Source organism: Schauerella aestuarii, assembly GCF_009866805.1.
GTDB classification, from domain to species: Bacteria; Pseudomonadota; Gammaproteobacteria; order Burkholderiales; family Burkholderiaceae_B; genus Schauerella; species Schauerella aestuarii.
The window spans coordinates 743524-766245 of sequence record NZ_SIZW01000040.1; the positions used below are offsets into that span (position 1 = coordinate 743524).

Below are 22722 nucleotides of genomic sequence, written 5' to 3' on the forward strand. Positions count from 1 at the left end.
CGATGAGAATGTCCTTGATCGCTTGTCTTGCCGGTGTATGCCTGCTCGCGGCGCTGCCCTATGTGCTCTCGCAAGGGCTGTTGAATGCTGCAGTGCAGATGTTGATTGCCGCGCTTTTTGCCTCGGCCTACAACGTGTTGTGCGGCCAGGCCGGCATGCTGTCTTTCGGCCATGCGGCTTATTTCGGTGTGGGCGCTTTCGCCACCGTACACGCCATGAATGCGCTGGGCGGGCAAGGGCTCGTTCCCACGCCGCTCATGCCATTGGCGGGTGCAGCGGGCGGACTGGTGTTCGGCAGCATCGCAGGATGGTTCGCGACCAAACGCAGCGGGACCTACTTCGCGATGATTACGCTGGCGATTGCGGAGCTGGTGCATTCGCTGGCTCCCCATCTGAAGGGCATCTTCGGGGGAGAGGCAGGGCTGTCCACCATGCGTATGCCTGCGTGGGGATTCGACTTCGGCTCGACGACGCAGGTGTATTACCTCACGCTGGCGTGGGTGCTGCTGGCCATGGTCCTGCTCTATCTGTACACCCGCACGCCGTTGGGAAGGCTCGCGGTGGGATTGCGCGAGAACAGCCATCGTCTGCGTTTTCTTGGCTACAACGTGCACGGTCTGAGTACCGCCGTCTTCGCCATATCGGCGATGTTCTCCGGCATGGCGGGCGGATTGCAGGTCATTTCGAATGAATCCGCCAACTACGTTTTGTTCGACCCGGCATTGTCGGCAGCCGCCGTCCTCAACACGTATATCGGCGGCGTGCAGGTGTTTTTGGGGCCGGCGCTGGGCGCAGTGCTCATGACCTTCTTCGGCTATGCCGTTTCCGATCTCACGCGCTCGTGGCTCCTGTACCAAGGCGTCATTTTCGTCCTGGTGATGATGTTCATGCCCACGGGACTGAGTGGTCTGGCCGGTCTGGTCGGCCGACTGCGCGAACGGCATGGCATGGGCCGGCTCGTTGCCGTGCTGATGCTGGCCGTCTTTGGCGCCGCGTTGCTTTCCGGGGGCCTCGTGGTGTTGATCGAACTCTTGCAGCGGCTCTTTTCGCAAGACTATCGATCGTTACTGCAACTGAATACGGGCAAGGCGTGGCCGGATGTCGTGTTGTTCGGCCGGGCTTGGGCGCCGGGTGCCATTCTCACGTGGAGCGTGCCGGCGCTGCTGCTGGTTGCAGGGGCAACGGCGTTCTGGAGTGCACGCCGGCGGTTGGCGCAACTCGACGTTGACGCGTCCTTGCCACAGGGATCATCTTTGAATGACAACGCAGTCGAGGAGAACCCGGTATGAGCGATTCCATCCTCAGTTTGGTCGGCTTGCGCAAAGCCTTCGGTGCGACCGAGATCATTCGCGGCGTCGATCTGGACGTACGCGTCGGCGAGCGGCATGCCGTGATCGGTCCCAACGGCGCGGGCAAGTCGACGCTTTTCCATCTCATCTCCGGCCAGTTGGCGCCGTCGTCGGGTTCGATCCGTTTCGAGGATCGCGATATCGCCGGGCGGTCACCGCAAGCCATCAATCGCCTGGGGCTTGCGCGCTCGTTTCAGATCACAAACATTTTTCCGAAGCTCACCACTTTCGAGAACGTGCGCCTCGCGGTGATGCGCGCCTACGGAATGCAGTATGCGTTCTGGCGATTCATCGATCGCGATCGACGCATTCGCGACGAAACGGAACGCTTGCTCGAATTGGTGCGGCTGCGTTCCAGGCGGAATACGGTTGCGGGGGAAATGGCGTATTCGGAACAACGATCGCTGGAGATTGCCATGACCCTGGCCTCCGACCCCCGACTCATCCTGCTCGACGAGCCAATGGCGGGCATGTCCAACGAAGAAACGGCCTATACCGCTCAGTTGATTCGTGACACCACGGCGGGACGAACACTGATGATCGTCGAGCATGACATGGACGTGGTGTTCGCCTTGAGCGACCGGATCAGCGTATTGGTATACGGCCAGGTCATCGCCACGGGCACGCCCGAAGCGATCCGCGCCGACGCGGGTGTACGCGAAGCCTATCTGGGCGACGAGGTGACTGCATGAATGCCATCGAAACCGGATTGCTCGAGGTGCGCGATATCCATGCGCACTATGGCAAGAGTCATGTGTTGCACGGCGTCGACCTGAGCGTTGGCGCCGATGAGGTGGTGAGCCTTGTCGGTCGCAATGGCTCGGGCCGATCGACCACGATGAAAACCATCATGGGACTGGTGGCGCCGACGTCCGGCCGCATCAGTTTGCGAGGCCGCGAATTGGCAGGCGCCCGCCCTTATGCGATTTGCCGCGCAGGCATCGCCTATGTCCCGGAGGAACGGGAGATTTTCCGCAACTTGAGCGTGGACGAGAATCTGCGAATGGGGGAGCAACGTCCGGTGCACGGCGCGCATCGCTGGACCATAGCGGAGATGTTTGACTATTTCCCGCGTCTGAAGGAGCGCCGCAATACAAAGGCGGGCAGTTTGTCGGGTGGCGAGCAGCAGATGCTCACGATGTGCCGATCGCTTCTGGGCAATCCGCTTGTCATCCTGATCGACGAACCCACCGAAGGATTGGCGCCCAAGCTCGTGGCGCAGGTGGCGGAGTGCATCCAGGACATGCATCGGAAAGGCGTCGCCGTGCTGCTGGTGGAGCAGAAGCTGACGATTGCACTGAAGGTGTCCACACGGGTTTGCGTCATGGGTCACGGTCGTATCGTTTTCGACGGCAGCCCCGGTGAATTGACCGCCAACGACGCCCTGGTTTCCCAATGGCTGGCGGTGTAACGCTGCAACTGTTCTCACTTCTTGACGATAAGCGCATCATGAAAACACTCACCCAAGACAAGGTCATCATCTCCTGCGCGGTCACCGGTTCGGTGCATACGCCGACGATGTCGCCTTATCTGGCCATCACGCCAGACCAGATTGCCGAGCAAGCGATCGCTGCCGCCGAAGCGGGAGCCGCCATCCTGCATTTGCATGCTCGTGATCCCATCGATGGCAGGCCCACGCCGGATCCGGCCGTGTTTCAAGGCTTTGTGCCGCGCATCAAAGAGGCGACGAACGCCGTCATCAATATCTCCACCGGCGGCAGCACCCGCATGACGCTGGCTGAGCGCCTTGCCTATCCGCTACGCGCCAAGCCGGAGATGTGCTCGTTGAACATGGGTTCCATGAATTTCTCGATTCACCCGGCCGCTCGCCGCATCAGCGAGTGGAAGCACGCTTGGGAACAGCCCTACATCGAAGGCATGGAGGACCTGATCTTTCGAAACACCTTCAAAGACATCAAACATATTCTCAAGGTGTTGGGCGACGATTGCGGCACGCGTTTCGAATTCGAATGCTACGACATGGGCCATCTGTACAACCTCGCGCATTTCGTGGATGAGGGGCTGGTGCAAGGGCCCCTTTTCATCCAGAGCATCTTCGGCATCCTGGGCGGCCTGGGGCCGGATCCGGAAAACATCGTTGCCATGCGAACCACGGCAGATCGCCTGTTCGGTCGTGAGGGCTATCGTTTTTCCGTTCTAGGGGCAGGGCGGCATCAGATGCCCCTGGTCACCATGGCAGCGATCATGGGGGGCAACGTGCGAGTAGGTCTGGAGGACAGCCTGTATATCGGCAAAGGCAAATTGGCGACCTCGTGCGCCGAGCAGGTCACCAAGATCAGGCATATCCTGGAAGCGCTGTCGCTGGAGGTCGCCACGCCCGATGAGGCGCGCGCCATGCTGGGTTTGAAGGGCAGCGGCGCGACCGCGATATAGGATCGTCTTAAATCAAGGGGTCAGCTTCATCGCCGCGGCGCTGCGCGCTCCGCTTTCTGGCTCCCACCAGCGGTTCAGGTACGGGTCGAACATGGAGTTTGTTCAGGCCCGACATGGCGTCGCCGTGCACCTGTTCCGAAAGGCGTTCGGCGTCGCGCTGACGGATGTCATCGGCGGCATCCAGCACGTCGACTTCGGCGCAACCCAACGCCCTCAGGCTTTCTGCACCCAATACATACGCCGACTCAACCGTTTCCCGGATCTGAAACTCGACCCCGGCACGAATGAGCTCGACGGCATGGCCACGATCGTAGCTTCGCACCAGCAGCTTGGCCTGCGGAAAGGCGTGCTGTGCCAATTCCACGATTTGCAAGGCGGCCTTGGGATCGTCGATGCAGATCATGATCACATCGGCTTCACCGGCACCGGACTGGCGCAGGGTGTCGAGCCGTGTACCGTCGCCGAAGAACACCGTGAACCCGTAGCGTCCTGCGTCGCGGATACGTTCGGGGTCCCGGTCGATAACGGAAAGATCGATCCCTTTCGACAGGGGCGCCTGCGATGCGATCTGCCCGAAGCGGCCGAAGCCGATGATGAGCATGCGCCCCTTCAGATCGCTCGCCGCCTCGACGCCTTCCATTGATGGTTCGGTACGGAGCAGCCGGTCGGTTGCAAGCATCAACAGCGGGGTGAGCGCCATCGACAGAATCACGACTGTGGAGAACATGGCGTTTTCGGTGGCGTCGATGACGCCGCCCGATGCCGCTGCGGTATAGAGCACAAAAGCGAATTCGCCGCCTTGCAGAAACGTCGAGGTTCGATGCACCGCTTGGTGATTGGTGCTGCCGAAAAGCCGCGCGACCGTATACACGACCACACCCTTCGCGATCATGAACGCGATGAGCATCGACAGCAAGAATCGCCATTCGAGGGCGACGACGGACAGGTCGAGCGACATGCCGACCGCCAGGAAGAAGAGCCCCATCAGGAGCCCGCGAAAGGGCTCGATGTCGGTTTCGATCTGGTGCCGATAGCTCGAATTCGACAGCATCACGCCAGCGAGGAATGCGCCCATGGCCATCGACAGGCCGGCGACTTCCATGAGCAACGCGGCACCCAACACCACCAAAAGCGCGCCTGCGGTCATGACCTCTCGGGTGCGTGCGCGCGCCAGCAGAAAAAAGAAGGGATTGAGGCACCACCGCGACACGCCTAGCAGGAGCAGCAAGGCGCCCAGCGCCGTGAGAACCTCCACCCATCCGGATTGCCCTTGCGACAGCGGCGAAAGAAAAGCCACGATTGCCAGCAGCGGCACGATCATCAGATCTTCGAAGAGCAGAATCGCGACTGATTGCTGGCCCGCTGCAGTTGAAATTTCGCCGCGATCCTGCAGCACCGACATGATGACCGCCGTGGAGGACAGCACGAAGCCAGCCCCTGCAATAAAGGCGACCGTACTCGAGAGGTTGAAGAGCACCATACCGGCCGCTGTGAGAATGGCGATCGTTGCCATGACCTGCACGAGGCCAAGCCCGAAAATCTGACCTCGCATGGCCCACAGTTTGGGCGGCCGCAATTCGAGCCCGATCACAAACAGAAACATGACCACCCCGAGTTCCGAGAAATGCAGGATGGATTGCGCATCGGTGAAGAGCCCGAGCACCGATGGGCCCACCAGCACGCCGGCCGCGAAGTAGCCCAGGACGGATCCAAGGCCGAGCCGCCGAAACAGCGGCACGGCCACCACGGCCGCAGCCATCAGAACGACAGCGGGGACGATCGTCTGTCCAAGGCTCGCATCAGCCATTGATTACCTTCATCTTTGAGTTGTCGGGAACGCGGGGCCATCCGGCCTGCCGCGAATCGGGTGGTATACGGTGAGAAATACCGGTTTATCGCGAAAACTAATCCCGCGTGAGAAAAACATACCGCGCGAGATCAGGCCTTTTACCCTATTTCGCCGTTCCTGTTCGTGCGACACGGTTTATGCCGCAACGGCACTAGCCATCGACTGGCTCCTGACGAAGGATTCTTGACTTCAGGCTGCCTGGATACCCAACGATTATTCAGCACATTGGCTAATTTGAAGGGATATATGGGTAAATCTGCGAGGGAAGGGGATAACGGAGCGGTTATTGCTGTCAACGGCCAACCATCTGTGGATGGTTACGCCGCTGCTGATTGGTTCGTCGTTCCTTAACTGAGGATATCCGCATGGCAAGCGTGGCAAGAATAAGAGAAAGCATGCGGGCCCGGTTTGTCAGAACGGTTCTGCTGCCGTTGTTCGTGATGCTCGCTTTCATGATGATCGTGGGGTTTTTTGGCCTGGAATGGGCCAGGCAGCGCGTTGACGATGCCGCCGTCGCCCAGCAGGAGAAAACGCTGCAAGTGGAAATCAGCAATCGTCAGCGCGATCTGGCGATCCAGCTGGGAAGCGTGGCCCGTTGGCTTCCGCTCGCGCAGAAACTGCATGAGGTACCGCTGGATCGTACGTGGCTCTGGGAAAACGTGGGCACCTGGCTTTACGAGATGTTCGATCATGACGACGTCTACATTGTCGATATGACGGGCGCACTCATCTACGGCGCCGTATCCGGGCGAGAAGCCGACGGCGCTGAATTTGGAAAGGTCAGCAGTGCCATCGCACCGGTGGTGGCGTCGTTTCAGCCAACCAGCAGCTCGGGCACTTCCAGCAGCACCTCCGGCACATCGACCGTCTTCGGTCGCGACACCTCGCCGGGTGTCAGTGCCGCTCCAGAAGAGGATTTCACCAATGACGGTCCGCGAGGATCGCAGCGCGTCCGCCTCATGCTGCTGGACGATCGTCCAGCGATCGTGACCGCTCGCTCGGTGGTGTCGGCGCGTTCCAGTTCGCAGTCGCTTGACAGCGCCTTCGTCGCAATCAGCGTGGCGTACTTCCATGCCGCCTATCTCGAGCATCTGGCAAAGCACGTGGGTCTGGACGCGCTGCGGTATTCGCGGTCACCCTCGGCGCTCGGCAGCGAGCGCAGCATGGCGCTGCATGCCACTGACGGTAGTGACGTCGGTTATCTGCTGTGGACGCCGGTGTTGCCCGGCACGCAGATGGCGCGCGTCATCGGTCCTGTAGGAATCGGTACGTTCATTCTCGTCATTCTGGTCAGCGCTTATATGGCGCGCGCCATCTGGTTGTCGGCGCTGTTGTTGTCGCGAAGCATCATTGAATTGCAGGCCAGTGAGGCGCAGGCGCAGCATCTCGCTTATCACGACGTGCTGACCGGGCTGCCCAATCGAGCGCTTCTGAACGAACGGATCATTCAGGCGCTCGGGCATGCCGGGCATGCCGGGCAGGGCGAACAGATGGCGATCCTGATGCTTGACCTCGATCGCTTCAAGCATGTGAACGATACGCTGGGGCATCACGCGGGAGACCTCCTCATCAAAGAGGTGGCGCAACGCCTGCAATTGCTCGCAGGCCCGAGCGATACGGTGGCACGTCTTGGTGGCGACGAGTTCGTGATCGTTCAGTCGGCGGTGCGCGATCGCGCCGATGTGAATGCGTTCTGCAAACGGATTGTGGAAGTGGTGAGTGACCCGTTCGAATTGAATGGCAACAACGTTCACGTGAGCGTGAGCATTGGCGTGGTGACGGCGCCGCTCAATGGCATGGAGCCCGGTGAGCTGATGCGCAAAGCCGATATCGCCCTATACGCGGCAAAAGCGGAGGGGCGGGATCGGCACACCTATTTCGAGTCGTTCATGGACGATAGGGTGAGGGTGCAACGCGCCATTGGTGTGGACCTGCGCAGCGCCGTGAAGAGCGGCCAGGGCCTGGCAGTGCATTATCAGCCCCTCATCGACGCCAGGAGCCAGAAGATCATCGGTTTGGAGGCGCTCTTGCGTTGGCAACATGCGACCCGGGGGGCGATCAGTCCGGGGGAGTTCATCCCGGTTGCAGAAGAAACCGGGATCATTCTGCCTCTTGGCGAATGGGTGCTTCGGGAAGCTTGCCGTACTGCAAAGCGCTGGCCGGATATTTTCGTGGCGGTCAATCTCTCACCGGTGCAGTTTCGATCCGCCGATTTTGCGTCGCGCATGATCGATATCGTTGCACAGGAAAACTGCGCGGCGAGCAGCATCGAGTTCGAGATTACTGAAGGAATGCTGTTGAGTGAAGACGAAGCGTCGAAAGCGGCGCTGGAGGCGTTGCGCGCTGCTGGATTTCGCATCGCACTGGATGACTTCGGCACGGGATACAGCAGTCTCAGCTATTTGCGCCGCTTCAAGGTCGACAAGATCAAGATCGACCAATCCTTCATCCAGAACCTGGGTGGCCACGAAGATACGTCCGCAATCATCGAGTCGGTCATTACCTTGGGTCGGGCGATGGGGTTGACCGTCGTGGCCGAAGGCGTCGAAACGAGTGATCAGAAAGACACGCTGGTTGCCGCCGGCTGCCACGAGCTGCAGGGATACCTGTTCTCCCGAGCGGTGTCGGAACTGGATCTTGAGCAACTCATGGCGCTTTCCGAACCGAATGCCGATTCATCGCTGACGGAGCAAGCGCCGCGCTAACGCCGCCCAGGCATCGGGGTCAACGCACCAGCACGCGCAGCGTCAGGAACGAGAACACCATACAGCCAACCATTGCCAGGATGAGCGGCCAGGCGGAGCCTTGCAGCTGTGTACCCACGACCGCCGCGACCACGGCGCCGGCACCCATCTGGATACTGCCGGCCAACCCCGACGCTGCGCCCGCCACATCGGGCTTCACGCTCACCGCACCCGCGACGCAGCTGGGCAACGTCAATCCGTTGCCCATCGCCACGACGAGCATTGGGAGGAAGAAGGCTAGCGGGTGCATCAGGCCGGCCGCATGCAGACCGGCCATCACGAATGCGGCAGTGGTGCTGAGCACAATGCCGACATTCATCATGCGTCGTGGCCCAAATCGGGTGGTATAGCGGCCAGATCCGAAGTTGCCGAGCATGTAGCCCACGCTGACCAAAGCGAAGTACATCCCATACTCCACCGGCGTTCTGCCCATGAGGTTGACGACCACGTAGGCCGCACCGCCCACGAAAGCGAAGAACGCCGCGCCCGAGCCCGCCGCGGTCAGCGCATAGCCCCAGAAGACGCGGCTGCGCAACAGCACACCGTAATCACGAGCAAGCTGCGAGGCGCTGGAGGTGACGCCGACGCGGGGCGCTGTCTCGTGCAGCCGGCGGTACGTGGCCCACAACGCGGCAACGCCAAAAAGGGTGAGAAACGCGAATCCGGCGCGCCAATCGAAGGTTGCCTCGAGCGCGCCCCCGATCGTGGGCGCCACCATCGGCGCGACTGCCATGCCCATCGTGACGTAGCCGATCATGCTTGCAGCGCGATCGCGTTCGTAAAGATCGCGGACGATGGCACGGCTGAGCGCGATGCCGGCACAGCCGCCCAGCGCCTGAATGACGCGGCCGGCGATGAGCGTGCCGATGTTTGGCGCCAGCATGCAGATGACCGATCCCACCACGAAGATCGCCAGCCCGCCCAGGAGGACGGGACGGCGGCCATAACGGTCCGAGATCGGGCCGATGATGAGCTGGCCCACGGCGATGGCGGCGATGTATACGGAGAGCGTGAACTGGATCGCCGCGTAGTCCACCTGCAGCATCCGCGCCATGCCGGGCATCGAGGGCAGATAAAGGTTGATCCCAAGCGGGCTGACCGCAGCCACCATCACCAGCAGCAGGATGAAGCTGCGCGTCGAGGAGGCCTCTGGCCCGCGGTGAGGCGCGGGCGGCGGGCTGGGCGAGGTGTGCTGCATGAGATGTCCCGGCAAAGGGTCGAGTTTACGTCGCGCCTCGTTGCGGACCTGCCTGCGGGGTGCAGTCGCCGCCGCTCTGCTCATCGGCCGTGGGCGGCGCGATCAGCAAATCTGTGTGCGACATACATGTCCGATTCCGTTGCGTCTCGATCGCTCTAGAGCGTGGTCAAGGGACCGCATACGTCAACTGATGAGTAACGGAGCATTTCTGTTCTACGACTTTAGGCGTAGATACGGTGCCAAATAGACATATTTCGCTTAAGTGACAATGGTAACCAAGGGTAGTGACTGCTAGCCTAAAAGGATGAGTGCAACTAGTGCTTAGGCGTACTCCCAGCCCATCCTGGCATGACTGATCACATTTTTACCCATCGAGGAATCCCGTTGACGTTTGCATCGAACAAATGGCTCAAGGCCACGGTCGCGTTGAGCGCATCCTATTGCGCCGGTGCCGCAGCAGCGGATCTGACCGTCTCCCCAAGTGACTGGTACGTATACGATAGCTCGGCCAACTTCCCCGGTGGCGTGCTTGTCAACGGCGGCAAGCTGACGATTGGCGGCAACAGCGGTGGTTCGGGTGTGGTGATGAATGGCAACGTGGATGCCGTGTCCAACGGCATCGTCGGGGGCTTTGGCACCATCAACGGCGATCTCAACGTGTCCGGCAATGCGCGCGTGGCGCCCGGCTATCCCGTCGATACGCCAACCATCGTCTCCAATGGCAACCTCGTCGTGAACGGCAACTTGTCGATGAACAACGCCGTGTTCGACTTCGAAACCGGTTATGCGGGATTGCCGATTACGCAACCTGGCACGGGTGACAACATCACTGTTCGCGGCAACGCCGCTTTGAACAATACGACGTTGAACGTCTCCGTGAATACGTTGGGGACGACGGCGGGCTATTACCGGATCCTGTCGTACGGCGGCACATTGAGCGGCAATGGCCTCACGCTGGGCACCATCACCGGCGACTCCACACCGGCGGCGACGATCCAGTCGCTTACCGACGATAAGCACATCAATCTCATCCTGGGCCCCGGTACCACCAACCTGTGGAACGGCAATGGCGTGGCGTCGTCCACGCGAGCGGGTGGCGGCAATGGCACATGGACGGCCCTCAGTGCAAATTGGAACAATCCCGCCAATGCCGCGGGCGCGCTGCCGAATGGCGGCTATGCCATTTTCACGGGCGCGGCGGGGTTGGTAACGGTCGATGGCCGCGACGGCCCGGTGCGCGTGTCCGGCATCCAGTTCGCGACCGACCGATATCGTTTGCAGGGCGCGCCGATCACCTTGGTGGGCAATGGCGGCAATCCGCCCGCGATCGTGGTGGGCGACGGCACTTACGCCGCGGGCCGGTTTGTCGACACCATCGACAATGCGTTGCAAGGCACGGAAGGTTTCGTCAAAACCGGCGTGGGATCGGTCATTCTGAACGGCAACAGCAGCGGCTTGACCGGCCCCATTCTGATCGCAGACGGCGCCTTGGAAATCAACGGCACGTTGAACGGTCCGATGGGTATTGGCCGTGAGGTCGTGCTGGCGGGCGTGGGCCAGGTGGGCAGTACCGTGCTCTATCCCACGGCCGTGATTTCGCCGGGTAACGATGGTTCGCCGATGGGCACGCTCACCGTCAATGGCGATCTCACTTTCGACCAGGGTACCGTCTATCGCGTGCATGCCGATCCAAACAGCACCGCGAGCGACCGCATCCACGTGACGGGCGCCGCCTATCTCGACGGCAGCGTGGCGCATGTGGGCCCCAACGGCAATTACGCCCCGCGAACGACTTATCCCATCTTGACGGCCGACGGCGGCATCAACGGCCGGTTTACGGGCGCGTCGAGCGCGTATGCCTTCTTGACGCCCACGCTCAGCTACGACACCCACAATGCGTTCATGACGCTGGCGCGTAACGACGTACCGATCGGCAGCGTTGGCGGTACGGGCAACCAAGGCAGCGTGGGAGGGTCTTTGGACAATGAGGCGCCGCCCGCGAGCGGCGGGGGCACGCCTGCGCCTGGCGCAGGATCGCCAACACCCGGTGCCGGATCTCCATCTCCGGGCGCTGGCACGCCGTCACCGGGCCCCGGCACGGCTTCGCCCGGAACCGGGTCGCCATCGACGGGCAATGGCGCCTCATCGGGCGGCAATGCATCGGCGTCACCGGGCAATGAAGCGGCACCGTCCGGGAACGGTACTTCACCAGGTCAGGGCGGATCTCCCGTGGCGGGAGGCAACAACGTACCTGTGGCGGGCTCTGCCGCCAGCCAGGTGGCGGCGGCCGTGCTCACCATGACGCCGGACGAAGCGCGCTCGGCGTTGAACATGCTGTCCGGTGAAGCGTATGCAAGCACCGCCAGTGTGCTGCAAAGCCTGGGCGACACCGTTCGCACGCTGCCGCAGGCCCGTCTGCGCGCCAACCTCGACGCACCCATGATCGCGGGGCAACCCACCGCGCAGTTGGGCGGCGCATCGTCCAACGCGTTGCCGCAAAGCGGCGCCTCGCCGGTTTGGGCGCAGGTCTTCGGCAACTGGCGCACGTTCGCAAGCGACGGCAATGCGTCGCGCGTGCGCCAACATGACGGCGGACTCTTCATCGGGGGCGACGGTGCCGTGGGCGGTGGCTGGCGATTGGGCGGTGCACTCGGCTATATCGACAGCCGCAGCACGATCTCCGATACGTCGTCGCGCACGAATGTCGACAGCTACACGGCGACGTTGTTTGGCGGTCGAAACTTCTACGTCGGCCCGGGCCATCTTCGTTTCACGGCCGGCGCGGCCTACACCTGGCACGATATCGACACTAAACGCGATGTGGTGGCCGGGAGTCTGAATCAACGGTTGTCGTCGTCTTATCACGCGTCGTCGACGCAAGTATTCAGCGAGCTTGGCTACAACCTGAAGCTCGGTGATGCCTATACGGTCGAACCGTTTGCCGGCTTGGCCTGGAATAACCTGCGCACGCGAGACTTCGAAGAATCGGGTGGTACGGCGGCGCTACGCGGCAAAGGCCGAACCGATGACGTGACGAGCACCACGGTGGGACTGCGGGGCGCATGGAAGTTCGGCGCAGAACGTGCACCGAGCCGCCTGACCGCATCGCTGGGCTGGCGCCACGCCATGGGCGATGTGAAGCCGAGTCAAACGCTGGCGTTCGAGGGCGGCGGCACGTTCGCGGTGACGGGTGTGCCCATTGCACGCGACGCCGCCGTGCTCGGGCTGGGCGCCGACATGACGATCGCACGCAACACGACGCTGGGCATCGGCTACGATGCGCAGCTGGGTGGCGGCAATCGGCAGCACTCGGGTCTGCTCAATCTGGCCATGCGTTTTTAATTTGCCGTGGGTGATCAGGGACGCGATTCGATCATTGTCGAACGCGCCCTGGCTCGGCGCCCACGCATCGGGCGATTTGGGTCATGTCTGAAAAAGGTTCAGGGCATGTCCAAAGAAAAGAGTGCGGCGAAATACCAGGCGATGAAAATTGCGCTGATCACAACGATCGCAATGCTCAACCCGCGTTCCGCCCCGCGCGTGCGCCAAGCCAAAATCATCGCCAGTAGGGTGATGACGGGCAGAAGAAGAAAAAGGATCGGCATGAAAGGCATCCGGTGATGATGGGTTTGTGCCGCGGTCTTCCGCGCTAAGGCCGGGGCAACGATGCCCAGCGAACAACCGTGGGCATCATCGCAGACGCCGTCGTCATGTGATCCTGATTCGATAGCTCGACGTAGCGCAACGCGTCGCCCGCTAAGCCGATGCGCGCCAACACATCGCGCGCGCTGCGTGCACCGTCGAGCATTTCGGCCGAGCCCGCAGGGAAACCCGGCCATTCTTCCGTCGCCATCGCCAGCATCACTTCGGCTTTGCCCGGCTTGAGCGCGGCCAGGTCTTTCAATATGCGGCTGTCGTCCCACCAGACGGCAGGACTCAGCGACACGTAGCGTTGAAATGCCTGCGGCTGGGTCGCCAGCGCATGGAGCACGTAATAGCCGCCGAGCGAATGGCCGGCCAGCGTTTGTCGTGCGGCATTGACGCGATACTTCGCGGCGAGCGCAGGCCGCAGCTCATCGACGAGGAAGGTCGTGAAGGCGTCCGCGCCACCCGGCTTCGGACCGCGCAGGCGCTCCAGCGATGCCGGATTGATGGCGGGCGGCACGAAATCCCAGGTGCGTCGTTCGCCATTGATCGGCTCGTCGCCCGGATACGCGACCCCCACGACAAGGGTAGGGGCAGCGTCAGTAAGCTTGCCCTTCTCCGGAATGAGGGGGAACTGGCGTAGCAGGCTCACGGCGTCTGCCGCCGCGCCAAAGTACGCATTGGCGTCGAGCAGGACCAGCACGCCGTAACCCTCGGGCGGCGGCTCTCCCGGGGGTACCGATACGAGAATACGATAGTCGCGACCTGCGCGAGAGGTGAGGTTGAACACCTGCGTGTGCGGCAATGCAGTCGAATCGGCGGGCACCAAAGCAGGTGCCGAAGCGGACGCCGAGGTTGACGCCAACGCAGGTGCGCCTGCCGCAGGGGCGTCGGCGGCAGGCGTGGCTGCAGAGGCATCATGCGCCAAGGCATTTCCGGCCATTGCAGCCAATAGACTCAGACCGGCGAGCCGGCGATATACGGTACTGATCATGTAGCGGTTCTTCCTGATTCCGGTGGCATCGCAGCAGCGCGCTGCACGGGCGCGAGGTCGTAAACAATTTTGCCATGGTGGCGACAGTGACTCACTGCAGCGAGGTTAGCGCATCGCTATGCGTATCGCATGCTTTGCGCGCGCCTTTCGCTGTCGCGTGTGGGCAATTCCAGTGCGCACGCTGGCAAGGCACGCCGCCACAACGCCCCTAGTATTGACGCACGCCTTTCATTGGGTCCGTTCATCCGGACACGACGCCAACGCTGCTCATGATCACACTCTACGACCATCCTCGCTCCGGCAATTGCTATCGCGTGCGCCTCTTCCTTTCTTTGATCGGCTTAGCCAGCCGGCGTGTGTTTGTGGACGTGCTCGCGCGAGCAAACCACACCGAGGCCTTCGAACGCGTCAGCGCTTTCAGGCAAGTGCCGGCGATCCAGGATGGCGATGACGAGCCCATCTGGGACAGCCACGCGATCCTGCTCTATCTGGCGCACAGGTACGCGCCGCAGTGGATTGCACCGTCTGATCAGATGGGTCAGATGCATGCATGGATCTCGGTATCCACCAATGAGATCGCCAATAGTTTGCAACCGCTGCGCCTGACGAAGGTTGTGAGCACCGAAGAAGCTGCGCATCACCTCGGGGTCGACGCGTCGCTTCTCGACGTTGCTGGCCTCGAGAGAAAAACGCATCGCACATTGGCCGCGTTCAATAAACGCCTGACCGAACACGAATGGCTTGCGGTCTCACGCAGCGTGGCTGACGTGGACTGCTACGGCTATCTGGCACTCGCTGAAGAAGCGGGCATCGATGTCGCCAACTATCCGGCGATCGCGGCCTGGCGCCATCGCATTGAAGCGCTCCCGGGCTACGTTAGGCACGGGGACACTGCGTCCAGCGCACCACACGACGGATTCCTCAACAACCCATGACAGGTAACAACATGGACGCGATTCACACACCGAGTCAGCCCCTCTCGGCGCCGACCAAGAAACCGAATCTCTTTCGGGTGTCCGTGGCCACCGTGGTGGGGACGGCCGTCGAAGCCTTCGATTTTCTGGCCTATGGCACCGCTGCCGCGTTGGTTTTCAACAAGTTGTTTTTTCCGCAGTTCGATCCGTTGACCGGCACCTTGGCGGCTTTCGCTGCCTTTGCCAGCGGCATGCTTGCGCGTCCGATCGGTGGCATTCTGTTCGGTCACTTCGGCGACCGGATCGGCCGCAAGTCGATGTTGACGCTGAGTTTGTTGATCATGGGTATCTGTACGGTGCTGATCGGACTGCTGCCCACCTACGAGCAGATCGGGGTGTGGGCGCCGATCCTGTTGGTTGCGCTGCGCGTGGGGCAAGGCTTGTCGTTCGGTGGCGAAATGGGCGGCGCCATGCTGATGGCGGTCGAGCATGCACCGCCTAAATGGAAGGCACTTTTCGGCAGCTTGCCCTTGGTTGGCGCACCCTTGGGCATTCTGCTTTCGGTAGGCGCATTTGCCTTGGTCACGCGCCTGCCCGAAGCCGACTTTCTGGCGTGGGGTTGGCGTTTGCCTTTTCTCGCAAGTGCCGTGCTGATCGTCGTCGGCTTACTGATACGTCGAGGTATCGATGAGTCTCCCGACTTTGCGCGTGTTAAACAGCAGCGTTCGCAAGTTGCCATGCCGGCAATGGAATTGCTTCGCAAGCATGGCAAGTCGCTTTTGCTGTGCATCGGTTGCAAGCTCGCGGAGGTCACACTGATCTACACGTTCCTGGTGTTTTCAGTGTCTTATGCGGTGTCGTCGCTGGGATTCAGCCGCAGCGATGCGCTGCATGCGTTGCTGTACGGCGCAGCGGTGCTGACCTTTACCATTCCTTTATTCGGCGTCTTGGGCGACCGTTACGGACCGCGTCGCGTGTGCGGGTGGGGCGGGTTGCTATTAGCGGTGATGGCCGTGCCGATATTCATGGCCGTCGGCAGCGGATCGCTCATGGCCTACAGTGTTGCAGTATTCATTGCCATGGCGCTGAACTACGCCATGATGATCGCGCCGCAATCGAGTCTTTACGCCGCGCAGTTCCCGGCTGAACTTCGCTATTCGGGACTGTCGATCGGCGTGCAATTCTCAGCCGCTATCGGCGGCGGCCTGGCACCGATCGTGTCGGCGATGCTCGTGGCGAAGTTTGGCAGCATTGTGCCGGTTGGCGTTTATCTCGCCGTTCTGGGGGTGGTGGCGGGAACGTCGGCATTTCTGATGCGGCCGACCGGCCGTGAAGTGCGCGGCGACTAGCTCGGTCGTACGAAGCAGCGCATTCACCATTACGACGGAAGCATGTCGCCATGCCGCAACGCTACTGCGACACCGGCTGCGCTTGCTCACGATATCGATTGGGTGGGCAGCCGAAGCGCTCCTGAAAGCGGCGGCTGAAATGGCTTGCGTCCTGGAAGCCGCAAGCCAATGCGATGTCTTTGACAGGGGTTTGGTTCTTGCGAGGATCTTCCAAGGCTTCGCGCGCCAATTGCAGCCGACGCTCTCGCACGTACTGATTGTATTGCGTGCCCTGCATCTGGAATAAGCGGTGCACCCATCGACTTGAAGCGCGCAGGGCCCGTGCCACTTCGCTGACCGAAAGATCCACGTCGGCGATGTGCGTCTCGAGATAACAGGTCAGGGCTTGCCAACTTTCGACAGCGCCTCGCTGTGCGACGGGAATCTGTTCGAGTTGCTGGCTGGTGTAGATGGCGGCAAGCATCGACATCAGTGCCTGTTCGCCAAACAGGGAAGACGTCGGGCTCGTTTCGCTACTGTCGAAAAACACATGGTTCAGCCAGCGATGCGCGGTCTGCGTCATCGGTAGGGCGGCCGCTGCGCGCTGAGCGGTAAATGACGTGCTGTCCTGGGCATGCGCGCCCAACAGGCGCAGCAAAGACGCCTTGATCACCACCAGCCGTGAGTCGGTGAACATGCGCACCGCAGACGGCAGCGCCGTGGTGCGAAAAATGATGTCGCCTGTTTCAACGGGCAGGCTCGTCCCATTCTGCGTCATCTCGCCCGATCCGTGCACGACAAAACAGGCCAGAAACTCTGCACGCAGCGCATCGGTTGCGTGCTCGGCACGGTGATTGACGGCAATGGGTGTGGCCTCCAGATTCACCGCCAGACCGCCGGCACGCAGCCGGCACGCTTGAAGATGCAGGCGTGGGTGTGACGTCAGCGCCCGCACGTCACCAGGGAGCACCAGTTTGGCGAGTTGCGCCTGATAGCCCGAGAGTTCGCCCGCATGAAACGGGCGGAACTGTGGCGCGAAGTTCAGGTCGGCCTCGACAGGGGCAGGGTGGGATGCAGTCAGGGACGCGCTGCGCATGGGAAGGATGACACTCGCAAAACGGGCCCGTTGCCCGTCGCACATTTTTATCCATCGACACTGGCGGCACACTTGCCGTTAACCCTATGTGATGTCACACCTGGACAAGCTGCGTGCGCCTGCGGTCAAGTGCCGCGGTGCATTGGCAAGATTTAATGAGCGTAGAACATCTATCGGGAGCGCCAAGTGGACGACAAGCAAATTCAATCCGATGCATTTTTCGCCCGATCGGCGAACAAGCTGGATTTCGGCAACTGGAATACTCAGGAAAAAATCGCGTTGAGCTGCCGTATTCTGGCAAGCGAAGGGCATTCGGAAACGCTCGCCGGGCAGATCACTATCCGCGACGACGATGGCACCTATTTGACGACACCGCTTGCGCAAGCCTTCGACGAGATCAGGCCGCAGAGCGTGATACGCATCGATGACGACATGAATGTGCTTGAGGGGCAGGGCACGCCAAACCCCGCCGTGCGATTTCACTTTTGGGTGTATCGCCAGCGGCCCGAGGTGCGATGCATCATTCATACGCACCCGCCGTATGTGTCGACGTTGGCCATGACGGGCCAGCCCCTGATCGTCGCTCAGATGGACGCGACGCCCTTTCATAACGACTGTGCGCATCTCAAGGAGTGGCCCGGGTTACCGATCGCGGACCAGGAAGGGGAAATCATCGCCGGCGCGTTGGGCGAGAAGCGCTGCATTCTGCTCGCCAATCATGGATTTCTCGCAGCGACGGGGTCGGTGGAGGAAACGCTTTATCTGTCGGTATTGATCGAACGTGCGGCACGCAACCAGTTGATGGCTGCCGCAGCGTATGGCGAAGTGCGGCCCGTGGACGATGCGTTGGCCGCAGAGTCGCACGACTTCCTGCTCAAGCCCACCATCGTACGGGCGAGTTTTGCCATGTTTGCGCGTCGCATCGAGCGTCAGCAGGTGGCCGGGGAACAATGGACGCGCACGAGCGTGTGATGGCAAGGTGCGGCGCGCGCTTTTTCAGGCGTGCGCCGAGTGGCGTGCAAGCACGGCCAGGGCATTGCGCGCGGCTGCCACACCCATGTTGACGTACGCCGCACCAGTCACACCGCCGATATGCGGACTGAGGATGATGCGCGGTTCCTGTTGAAAGGGATGGCCCTGCGCCATGGGTTCCACGGCAAAGCTGTCCAGGCCCGCCGCCATCACGTGGCCCGAGCGGACAGCGGCAAGCAGCGCTTGCTCGTTGACCAAGCCGCCGCGAGCGGTATTGACGAGAATGACGCCGGCCCGGCATTGCGATAGCGCGGTCGCATTCACCATCTCACGGTTGTCGTCCGTCAACGGGCAGTGCAGGGATATTGCGTCCGATTCTGCCCATAGGGTGTCGAGCGACACGACGTCAATGTAGTCGGGCAACTGTTTTGCATAGGGGTCATGGCCGATCACGCGCATATCCATGCCATGCGCCATGGCGGCCATGCGTTGACCGATCGCGCCCAGTCCGATCAGACCGATGGTCTTGCCGGCGAGCTCTACGCTTTTGTGCGTCGACTTGTCCCAATGGCCGTGACGCATCCGCGCGTCGAGCGCGACCACGGATTTGGCGCACGTCATCAATAGCGCGAGCGCCTGCTCCGCAACGGCAGCGGCATTGGCGCCCACGGCTGCAACGACGTCGATGCCGCGCGCAGCGGCTGCAGCCTTGTCGATAGTATCGGTGCCGCTGCCGTGTTTGGAAATCACGCGCAGCGCAGGCGCGGCGTCCATCGCGGCTGCGCCCACCTTGCTGTAGCGCACGATGATCGCTACGGGATTGTGCGTGCGGCAGAGATCGACAATGCTCTCCTCAGACGGCGTTTTGCCGGCGTAGTGCACGTCGTAGCTGCCGAGCAGCGCGAGCGCTTCGGGCGCGAGATCGGCACCGGTGACGAGAACGGCAGGCTTATGGGCGGTGGGTGGGGGCGTCACAATGTTTCCCCTTCCTTGAGCACACCCGCGCTGCGCAGCGCGGCCGTCAACCATTTGGCTTCGGTGTCGCCGCCTTGGATCGCTGCGATTCGCGCGGCTTCATCGCGCACTTTCTTTTCCGCGGCCGGCAATAGCGCTTCGATTTTTTCGCGCTCGACCACGACCACGCCGTCAGCGTCACCGATGATGAAGTCGCCCGGATGAACGGTGACGCCACCCACGGATACCGGATGACCGATACGTCCCGGCACGTTTTTCGTCGGGCCGTTCGGATTGGTGCCGGCGGCGAACACCGGATAGTCCATCTCGATGATCTCGACGGTGTCGCGCGCGGCGCCATCCATGACCACGCCTGCGATGCCCAGCTTGCGGCAGGCGTTCATCATGATGGTGCCCATCAGTGCCGATGTCAGATCGCCCTTGCCGTCGATGACGAGAACGTCGCCGGGTCTGGCCAGCGAAATGGCCGCATGAATCATGAGGTTGTCGCCGGGCCTGACTTCCACGGTCAACGCGCTGCCTGCGACTGTCATGCGCGGATCCAACGGTCGAATCCGGCCACTGAGCGCGCCACGCCTGCCGGCGACGTCGGCCAGAATGGCGGGTTGCAGCGCAGCGGCACGCGCAACGATCTCGGCACTGACGCGAGGGAAGTCCTTGATGATGTCTTGGTTTGCCATGAATATTCCTGGTTGCGAAGTGAGGGGAGGAATTGAAGTGAGCCGCGCACGCGGTACCGCCGTATAGCGTGCGTCGTAGACAGGGAGGTGGCTGTCGCGGGCGCCTGTGGGCGGCACGATCGCCGCCGGCGCGATACCGACGGAAAACGCATCGCGCGCGAACACGGTCTTACTCGACTTTGGCGCCGGAATCCTTGACGATCTTTCCCCACCGAACGCGATCGTCGTGGATCAGCTTGGCGAATGCTTCCGGCGTGCTGGTCAGCACCCGCGCACCTTGCTCTTGATACTTCGTGCTGAGGTCTTTGGCCTGCAACGCCTTGTTGAATTCGGCGTTGAGGCGATCGACGATGTCCTTGGAGACGCCGGCGGGCGCGGCCAGACCGAACCAGGTCACGGCTTCAAACCCTGGGTAGCCGCGCTCGGCGATGGTGGGCACATCCGGCAGATCCGGCACGCGTTGCGCCGACGTGACGGCGAGCGCGCGCATCTTGCCGCTGCGCACATGGCCGATCAACGTGGGCACCGAAGACAGGTACATGTCGATCTGACCGCCGATCAGATCGTTGGAGGCTTGCGCCGCGCCTTTGTAGGGAATATGCGTGAACTGGACACCCGCCGCGTTCTGCAGTTGAACGGCGGCCAGATGCGACACCGTGCCATTGCCCGAACTCGCATAATTCAACACGCCGGGCTTGGCTTTGGCTGCGGCAATCATGTCGTCGAACGACTTCATCGGCGAGTTGGTGGGTACGACGATCACCAGTGGCGCGTCGGCGATCAAACCGATTGCCGACAGGTCTTTTTCGGGGTCGTAGGAAAGTTTCGAGTAGAGCGTGGGGTTGATGGCCAGGTTGCTGGTTTGCCCCAGCACCAGGGTGTAGCCATCGGCGTCCGATTTGGCTGCCATATCGACGCCGATGTTGCCGCCTGAGCCAGGACGGTTTTCCGTAACGATGTTCCAGCCCGTGTTCTTGCCCACGGCGACCGCGGCCTCGCGTGCCAACACGTCCGTGCCGCCGCCGGGCGGGAAGGGCACGATCAATCGGATGGGTTTATTGGGATAGCCCTGCGCTGCACTTACTGCAGATGCCAAGACCAAGGCCAAGCCTGATACAGCGCGCACGATGCCATTCATGATTTTGTCTCCGATCGTTTTTATGGTGGGCAGATTGTGTTCGCGTGTTCCACCCAATACAATAGGTGTTCGTATAGCGGAACATGTTGCACACCATGAACACTGACCATGATTCGGAACTGAACGAATCGGAGAGCGACGACGGTGTTACCGCCGTTCGGCGCGCAATGCGGATATTGGCGGCGTTCGGCGTGGAAGATGCGTGTTTGTCGCTCGCGGAATTGAGCCGGCGCACGGATTGCCATCGTTCCACCGTGCTGCGTCTGGCCAGAACGTTGGCCATGGACGACTACCTGGCGCAACGTCCAGACGGTACGTGGCGGTTGGCCCGGGCCGCGGGATGGCTGGGCGCCTGTTATCAGGCTACGTTCAACGTGCTCGAGGTGGTGCAACCGGTGCTGCACGATCTATCGGCCGCAACGGGTGAGAGCGCCACGTTCTACGTTCGCGAGGGCAAGCAACGCGTGTGTATTGCGCGAGTGGAAGGCCCAAAGTCGATTCGCCATCACGTGCGCGTTGGCGCTGGATTGCCGCTCAATCTGGGCAGCCCTGGCCGCGTGCTTCTGGCGTTTTCCGGCGAATCGGGCGAACCCTATGAATCCATTCGGCGCGCGGGATACATGATGTCGCTCGGTGAGCGAGAGGCGGAGGTCTCCAGCATTTCCGCACCGGTGTACGGGCTTAACTGGAGTCTCGTGGGCGCCATATGCATTTCAGGCCCGATCTCGCGATTGAATGAACAAGTTTTGCTGGGCCACAAGGAGGCGATTCTTGGCGCCGCGAGTCAGCTCTCTCGCTCGATGATGGGGGTGGGCCAACCCCGACGCGCGCTCGGCAGTAAATGAACGAAGGTGCCGCACGATTGAGGAGGGCATGGGCGCTGGCCCCAGCGCCTTAAGCCAAGATGGCCGTTACAAACCGGCACACCTGCGTTTCGCGCGGATTGTTATGGTTTTTCCGACGCCAACCCTCCAGCCGGTGAGTGCAATGAGAAGAACCTTAACCGTACTTTTGTGCAGCGGCCTTGCCTGCATTTCATTTCCCACGGTCGCCCAATATGACGCCGGTGCCACACAGATGCTGGGTCAAGGCATGGGATTCGGCGCCTACAGTTCCAGTACCTATCGCAATAGCATTGAAGCCACAAAAGATAAACGCGGTAGTGCGTCGACAAAAGCGAAACGCCACGGCCGCGCGGATAACAACTCGAAGAAGGACAGCGCAAAAACGGCAGAGCCCGCGCTGCGCAGCCAGGCAGATGTCGATCGGTATATGAATGCCCGCATGGCGTACCACGCTCGTGCACTTCAGCCGGAGTACAAGCGGCGCGCCGCACGCGATGGTCAGGCAGCTGCCGACAAATGGATTCGTGCCAAGGGTGAGGAGCTCGGCAAGATGGAAGGTGAGCGCGCCCGCAAACTGGTGGTGCGGGACTGATCGCCGCAC

Annotated in this window: 19 protein-coding genes and 1 pseudogene; 13 read left to right on the top strand and 7 right to left on the bottom strand. The window is 61.6% G+C overall.

Annotated elements, in window-relative coordinates; genetic code table 11:
• Window positions 1-2: 2 nt before the first annotated feature.
• The 5 genes and pseudogenes from EYW45_RS10290 to EYW45_RS10305 all read left to right on the top strand — a co-directional run bounded on the left by EYW45_RS10290 (window position 3) and on the right by EYW45_RS10305 (window position 3743).
• A complete protein-coding gene (locus EYW45_RS10290; RefSeq protein ID WP_161135249.1) occupies window positions 3-1289 on the top strand; it encodes a branched-chain amino acid ABC transporter permease in 1287 nt (428 codons plus the stop codon).
• A 71-nt stretch (window positions 1290-1360) separates the two neighbouring features.
• A pseudogene (locus EYW45_RS25020) lies at window positions 1361-1804 on the top strand (ATP-binding cassette domain-containing protein); the annotation flags it as partial.
• Between the two features lie 99 nt (window positions 1805-1903).
• Complete coding sequence (locus EYW45_RS25025; protein ID WP_407924914.1) at window positions 1904-2041, top strand: ABC transporter ATP-binding protein C-terminal domain-containing protein; 138 nt, start codon at window positions 1904-1906, stop codon at window positions 2039-2041.
• Complete coding sequence (locus EYW45_RS10300) at window positions 2038-2760, top strand: ABC transporter ATP-binding protein (RefSeq protein WP_161135251.1); 723 nt, start codon at window positions 2038-2040, stop codon at window positions 2758-2760. Before EYW45_RS25025 ends, EYW45_RS10300 begins: the two co-directional genes overlap by 4 nt.
• Window positions 2761-2798: 38 nt before the next feature.
• Window positions 2799-3743, top strand: a complete 945-nt coding sequence (locus tag EYW45_RS10305) for a BKACE family enzyme (RefSeq protein ID WP_161135252.1) — start codon at window positions 2799-2801, stop codon at window positions 3741-3743.
• A gap of 7 nt (window positions 3744-3750) precedes the next feature.
• On the opposite strand, the gene EYW45_RS10310 is transcribed toward EYW45_RS10305, so the two are convergent.
• Entirely contained in the window at window positions 3751-5550 is a 1800-nt protein-coding gene (locus tag EYW45_RS10310) for a monovalent cation:proton antiporter-2 (CPA2) family protein (RefSeq protein WP_161135253.1), read from the bottom strand.
• A gap of 437 nt (window positions 5551-5987) precedes the next feature.
• Between EYW45_RS10310 and EYW45_RS10315 the strand changes: the two genes are divergently transcribed.
• On the top strand, window positions 5988-8297 hold the full coding sequence (locus EYW45_RS10315) for a bifunctional diguanylate cyclase/phosphodiesterase (protein ID WP_161135254.1): 2310 nt from the start codon (window positions 5988-5990) through the stop codon (window positions 8295-8297).
• A gap of 19 nt (window positions 8298-8316) precedes the next feature.
• On the opposite strand, the gene EYW45_RS10320 is transcribed toward EYW45_RS10315, so the two are convergent.
• Entirely contained in the window at window positions 8317-9534 is a 1218-nt protein-coding gene (locus EYW45_RS10320) for a multidrug effflux MFS transporter (RefSeq protein ID WP_161135255.1), read from the bottom strand.
• A gap of 384 nt (window positions 9535-9918) precedes the next feature.
• Between EYW45_RS10320 and EYW45_RS10325 the strand changes: the two genes are divergently transcribed.
• Both EYW45_RS10325 and EYW45_RS10330 read left to right on the top strand, forming a co-directional pair.
• On the top strand, window positions 9919-12876 hold the full coding sequence (locus EYW45_RS10325) for an autotransporter family protein (protein WP_161135432.1): 2958 nt from the start codon (window positions 9919-9921) through the stop codon (window positions 12874-12876).
• A 105-nt stretch (window positions 12877-12981) separates the two neighbouring features.
• Window positions 12982-13155 (top strand): hypothetical protein, encoded by a 174-nt coding sequence (locus tag EYW45_RS10330; RefSeq protein WP_161135256.1) that lies wholly within the window; start codon window positions 12982-12984, stop codon window positions 13153-13155.
• A 28-nt stretch (window positions 13156-13183) separates the two neighbouring features.
• Here EYW45_RS10330 and EYW45_RS10335 read toward each other — a convergent pair whose 3' ends face one another.
• Window positions 13184-14173: an alpha/beta hydrolase gene (locus tag EYW45_RS10335; RefSeq protein ID WP_161135257.1), complete on the bottom strand. Its 990-nt coding sequence runs from the start codon at window positions 14171-14173 to the stop codon at window positions 13184-13186.
• A gap of 269 nt (window positions 14174-14442) precedes the next feature.
• Here EYW45_RS10335 and EYW45_RS10340 point away from each other — a divergent pair, with 269 nt between their 5' ends.
• Together EYW45_RS10340 and EYW45_RS10345 are read left to right on the top strand one after the other, a co-directional pair.
• Window positions 14443-15108 carry a glutathione S-transferase family protein gene (locus tag EYW45_RS10340; RefSeq protein ID WP_161135258.1) on the top strand — a complete coding sequence of 222 codons (666 nt, stop codon included), beginning with the start codon at window positions 14443-14445 and terminating at the stop codon, window positions 15106-15108.
• Window positions 15109-15119: 11 nt separating this feature from the next.
• A complete protein-coding gene (locus EYW45_RS10345) occupies window positions 15120-16436 on the top strand; it encodes an MFS transporter (protein ID WP_161135259.1) in 1317 nt (438 codons plus the stop codon).
• Window positions 16437-16497: 61 nt separating this feature from the next.
• On the opposite strand, the gene EYW45_RS10350 is transcribed toward EYW45_RS10345, so the two are convergent.
• Window positions 16498-17511 carry an AraC family transcriptional regulator gene (locus EYW45_RS10350; protein WP_161135260.1) on the bottom strand — a complete coding sequence of 338 codons (1014 nt, stop codon included), beginning with the start codon at window positions 17509-17511 and terminating at the stop codon, window positions 16498-16500.
• A 186-nt stretch (window positions 17512-17697) separates the two neighbouring features.
• On the opposite strand from EYW45_RS10350, the gene EYW45_RS10355 reads away from it, so the two are divergent.
• On the top strand, window positions 17698-18483 hold the full coding sequence (locus EYW45_RS10355) for an aldolase (protein WP_161135261.1): 786 nt from the start codon (window positions 17698-17700) through the stop codon (window positions 18481-18483).
• Between the two features lie 24 nt (window positions 18484-18507).
• Here EYW45_RS10355 and EYW45_RS10360 read toward each other — a convergent pair whose 3' ends face one another.
• From EYW45_RS10360 to EYW45_RS10370, 3 genes are all read right to left on the bottom strand, one after another.
• Entirely contained in the window at window positions 18508-19458 is a 951-nt protein-coding gene (locus tag EYW45_RS10360) for an NAD(P)-dependent oxidoreductase (RefSeq protein WP_328703614.1), read from the bottom strand.
• Window positions 19455-20138 (bottom strand): RraA family protein, encoded by a 684-nt coding sequence (locus tag EYW45_RS10365; protein ID WP_161135263.1) that lies wholly within the window; start codon window positions 20136-20138, stop codon window positions 19455-19457. The genes EYW45_RS10360 and EYW45_RS10365 overlap by 4 nt, the downstream gene beginning before the upstream one ends.
• 169 nt (window positions 20139-20307) lie before the next feature.
• Window positions 20308-21276 (bottom strand): Bug family tripartite tricarboxylate transporter substrate binding protein, encoded by a 969-nt coding sequence (locus tag EYW45_RS10370; RefSeq protein ID WP_161135264.1) that lies wholly within the window; start codon window positions 21274-21276, stop codon window positions 20308-20310.
• 95 nt (window positions 21277-21371) lie between these two features.
• Between EYW45_RS10370 and EYW45_RS10375 the strand changes: the two genes are divergently transcribed.
• Entirely contained in the window at window positions 21372-22121 is a 750-nt protein-coding gene (locus EYW45_RS10375) for an IclR family transcriptional regulator (protein WP_161135265.1), read from the top strand.
• Between the two features lie 28 nt (window positions 22122-22149).
• Window positions 22150-22713, top strand: a complete 564-nt coding sequence (locus tag EYW45_RS10380; RefSeq protein WP_161135266.1) for a hypothetical protein — start codon at window positions 22150-22152, stop codon at window positions 22711-22713.
• The last annotated feature ends 9 nt before the right edge of the window (window positions 22714-22722 follow it).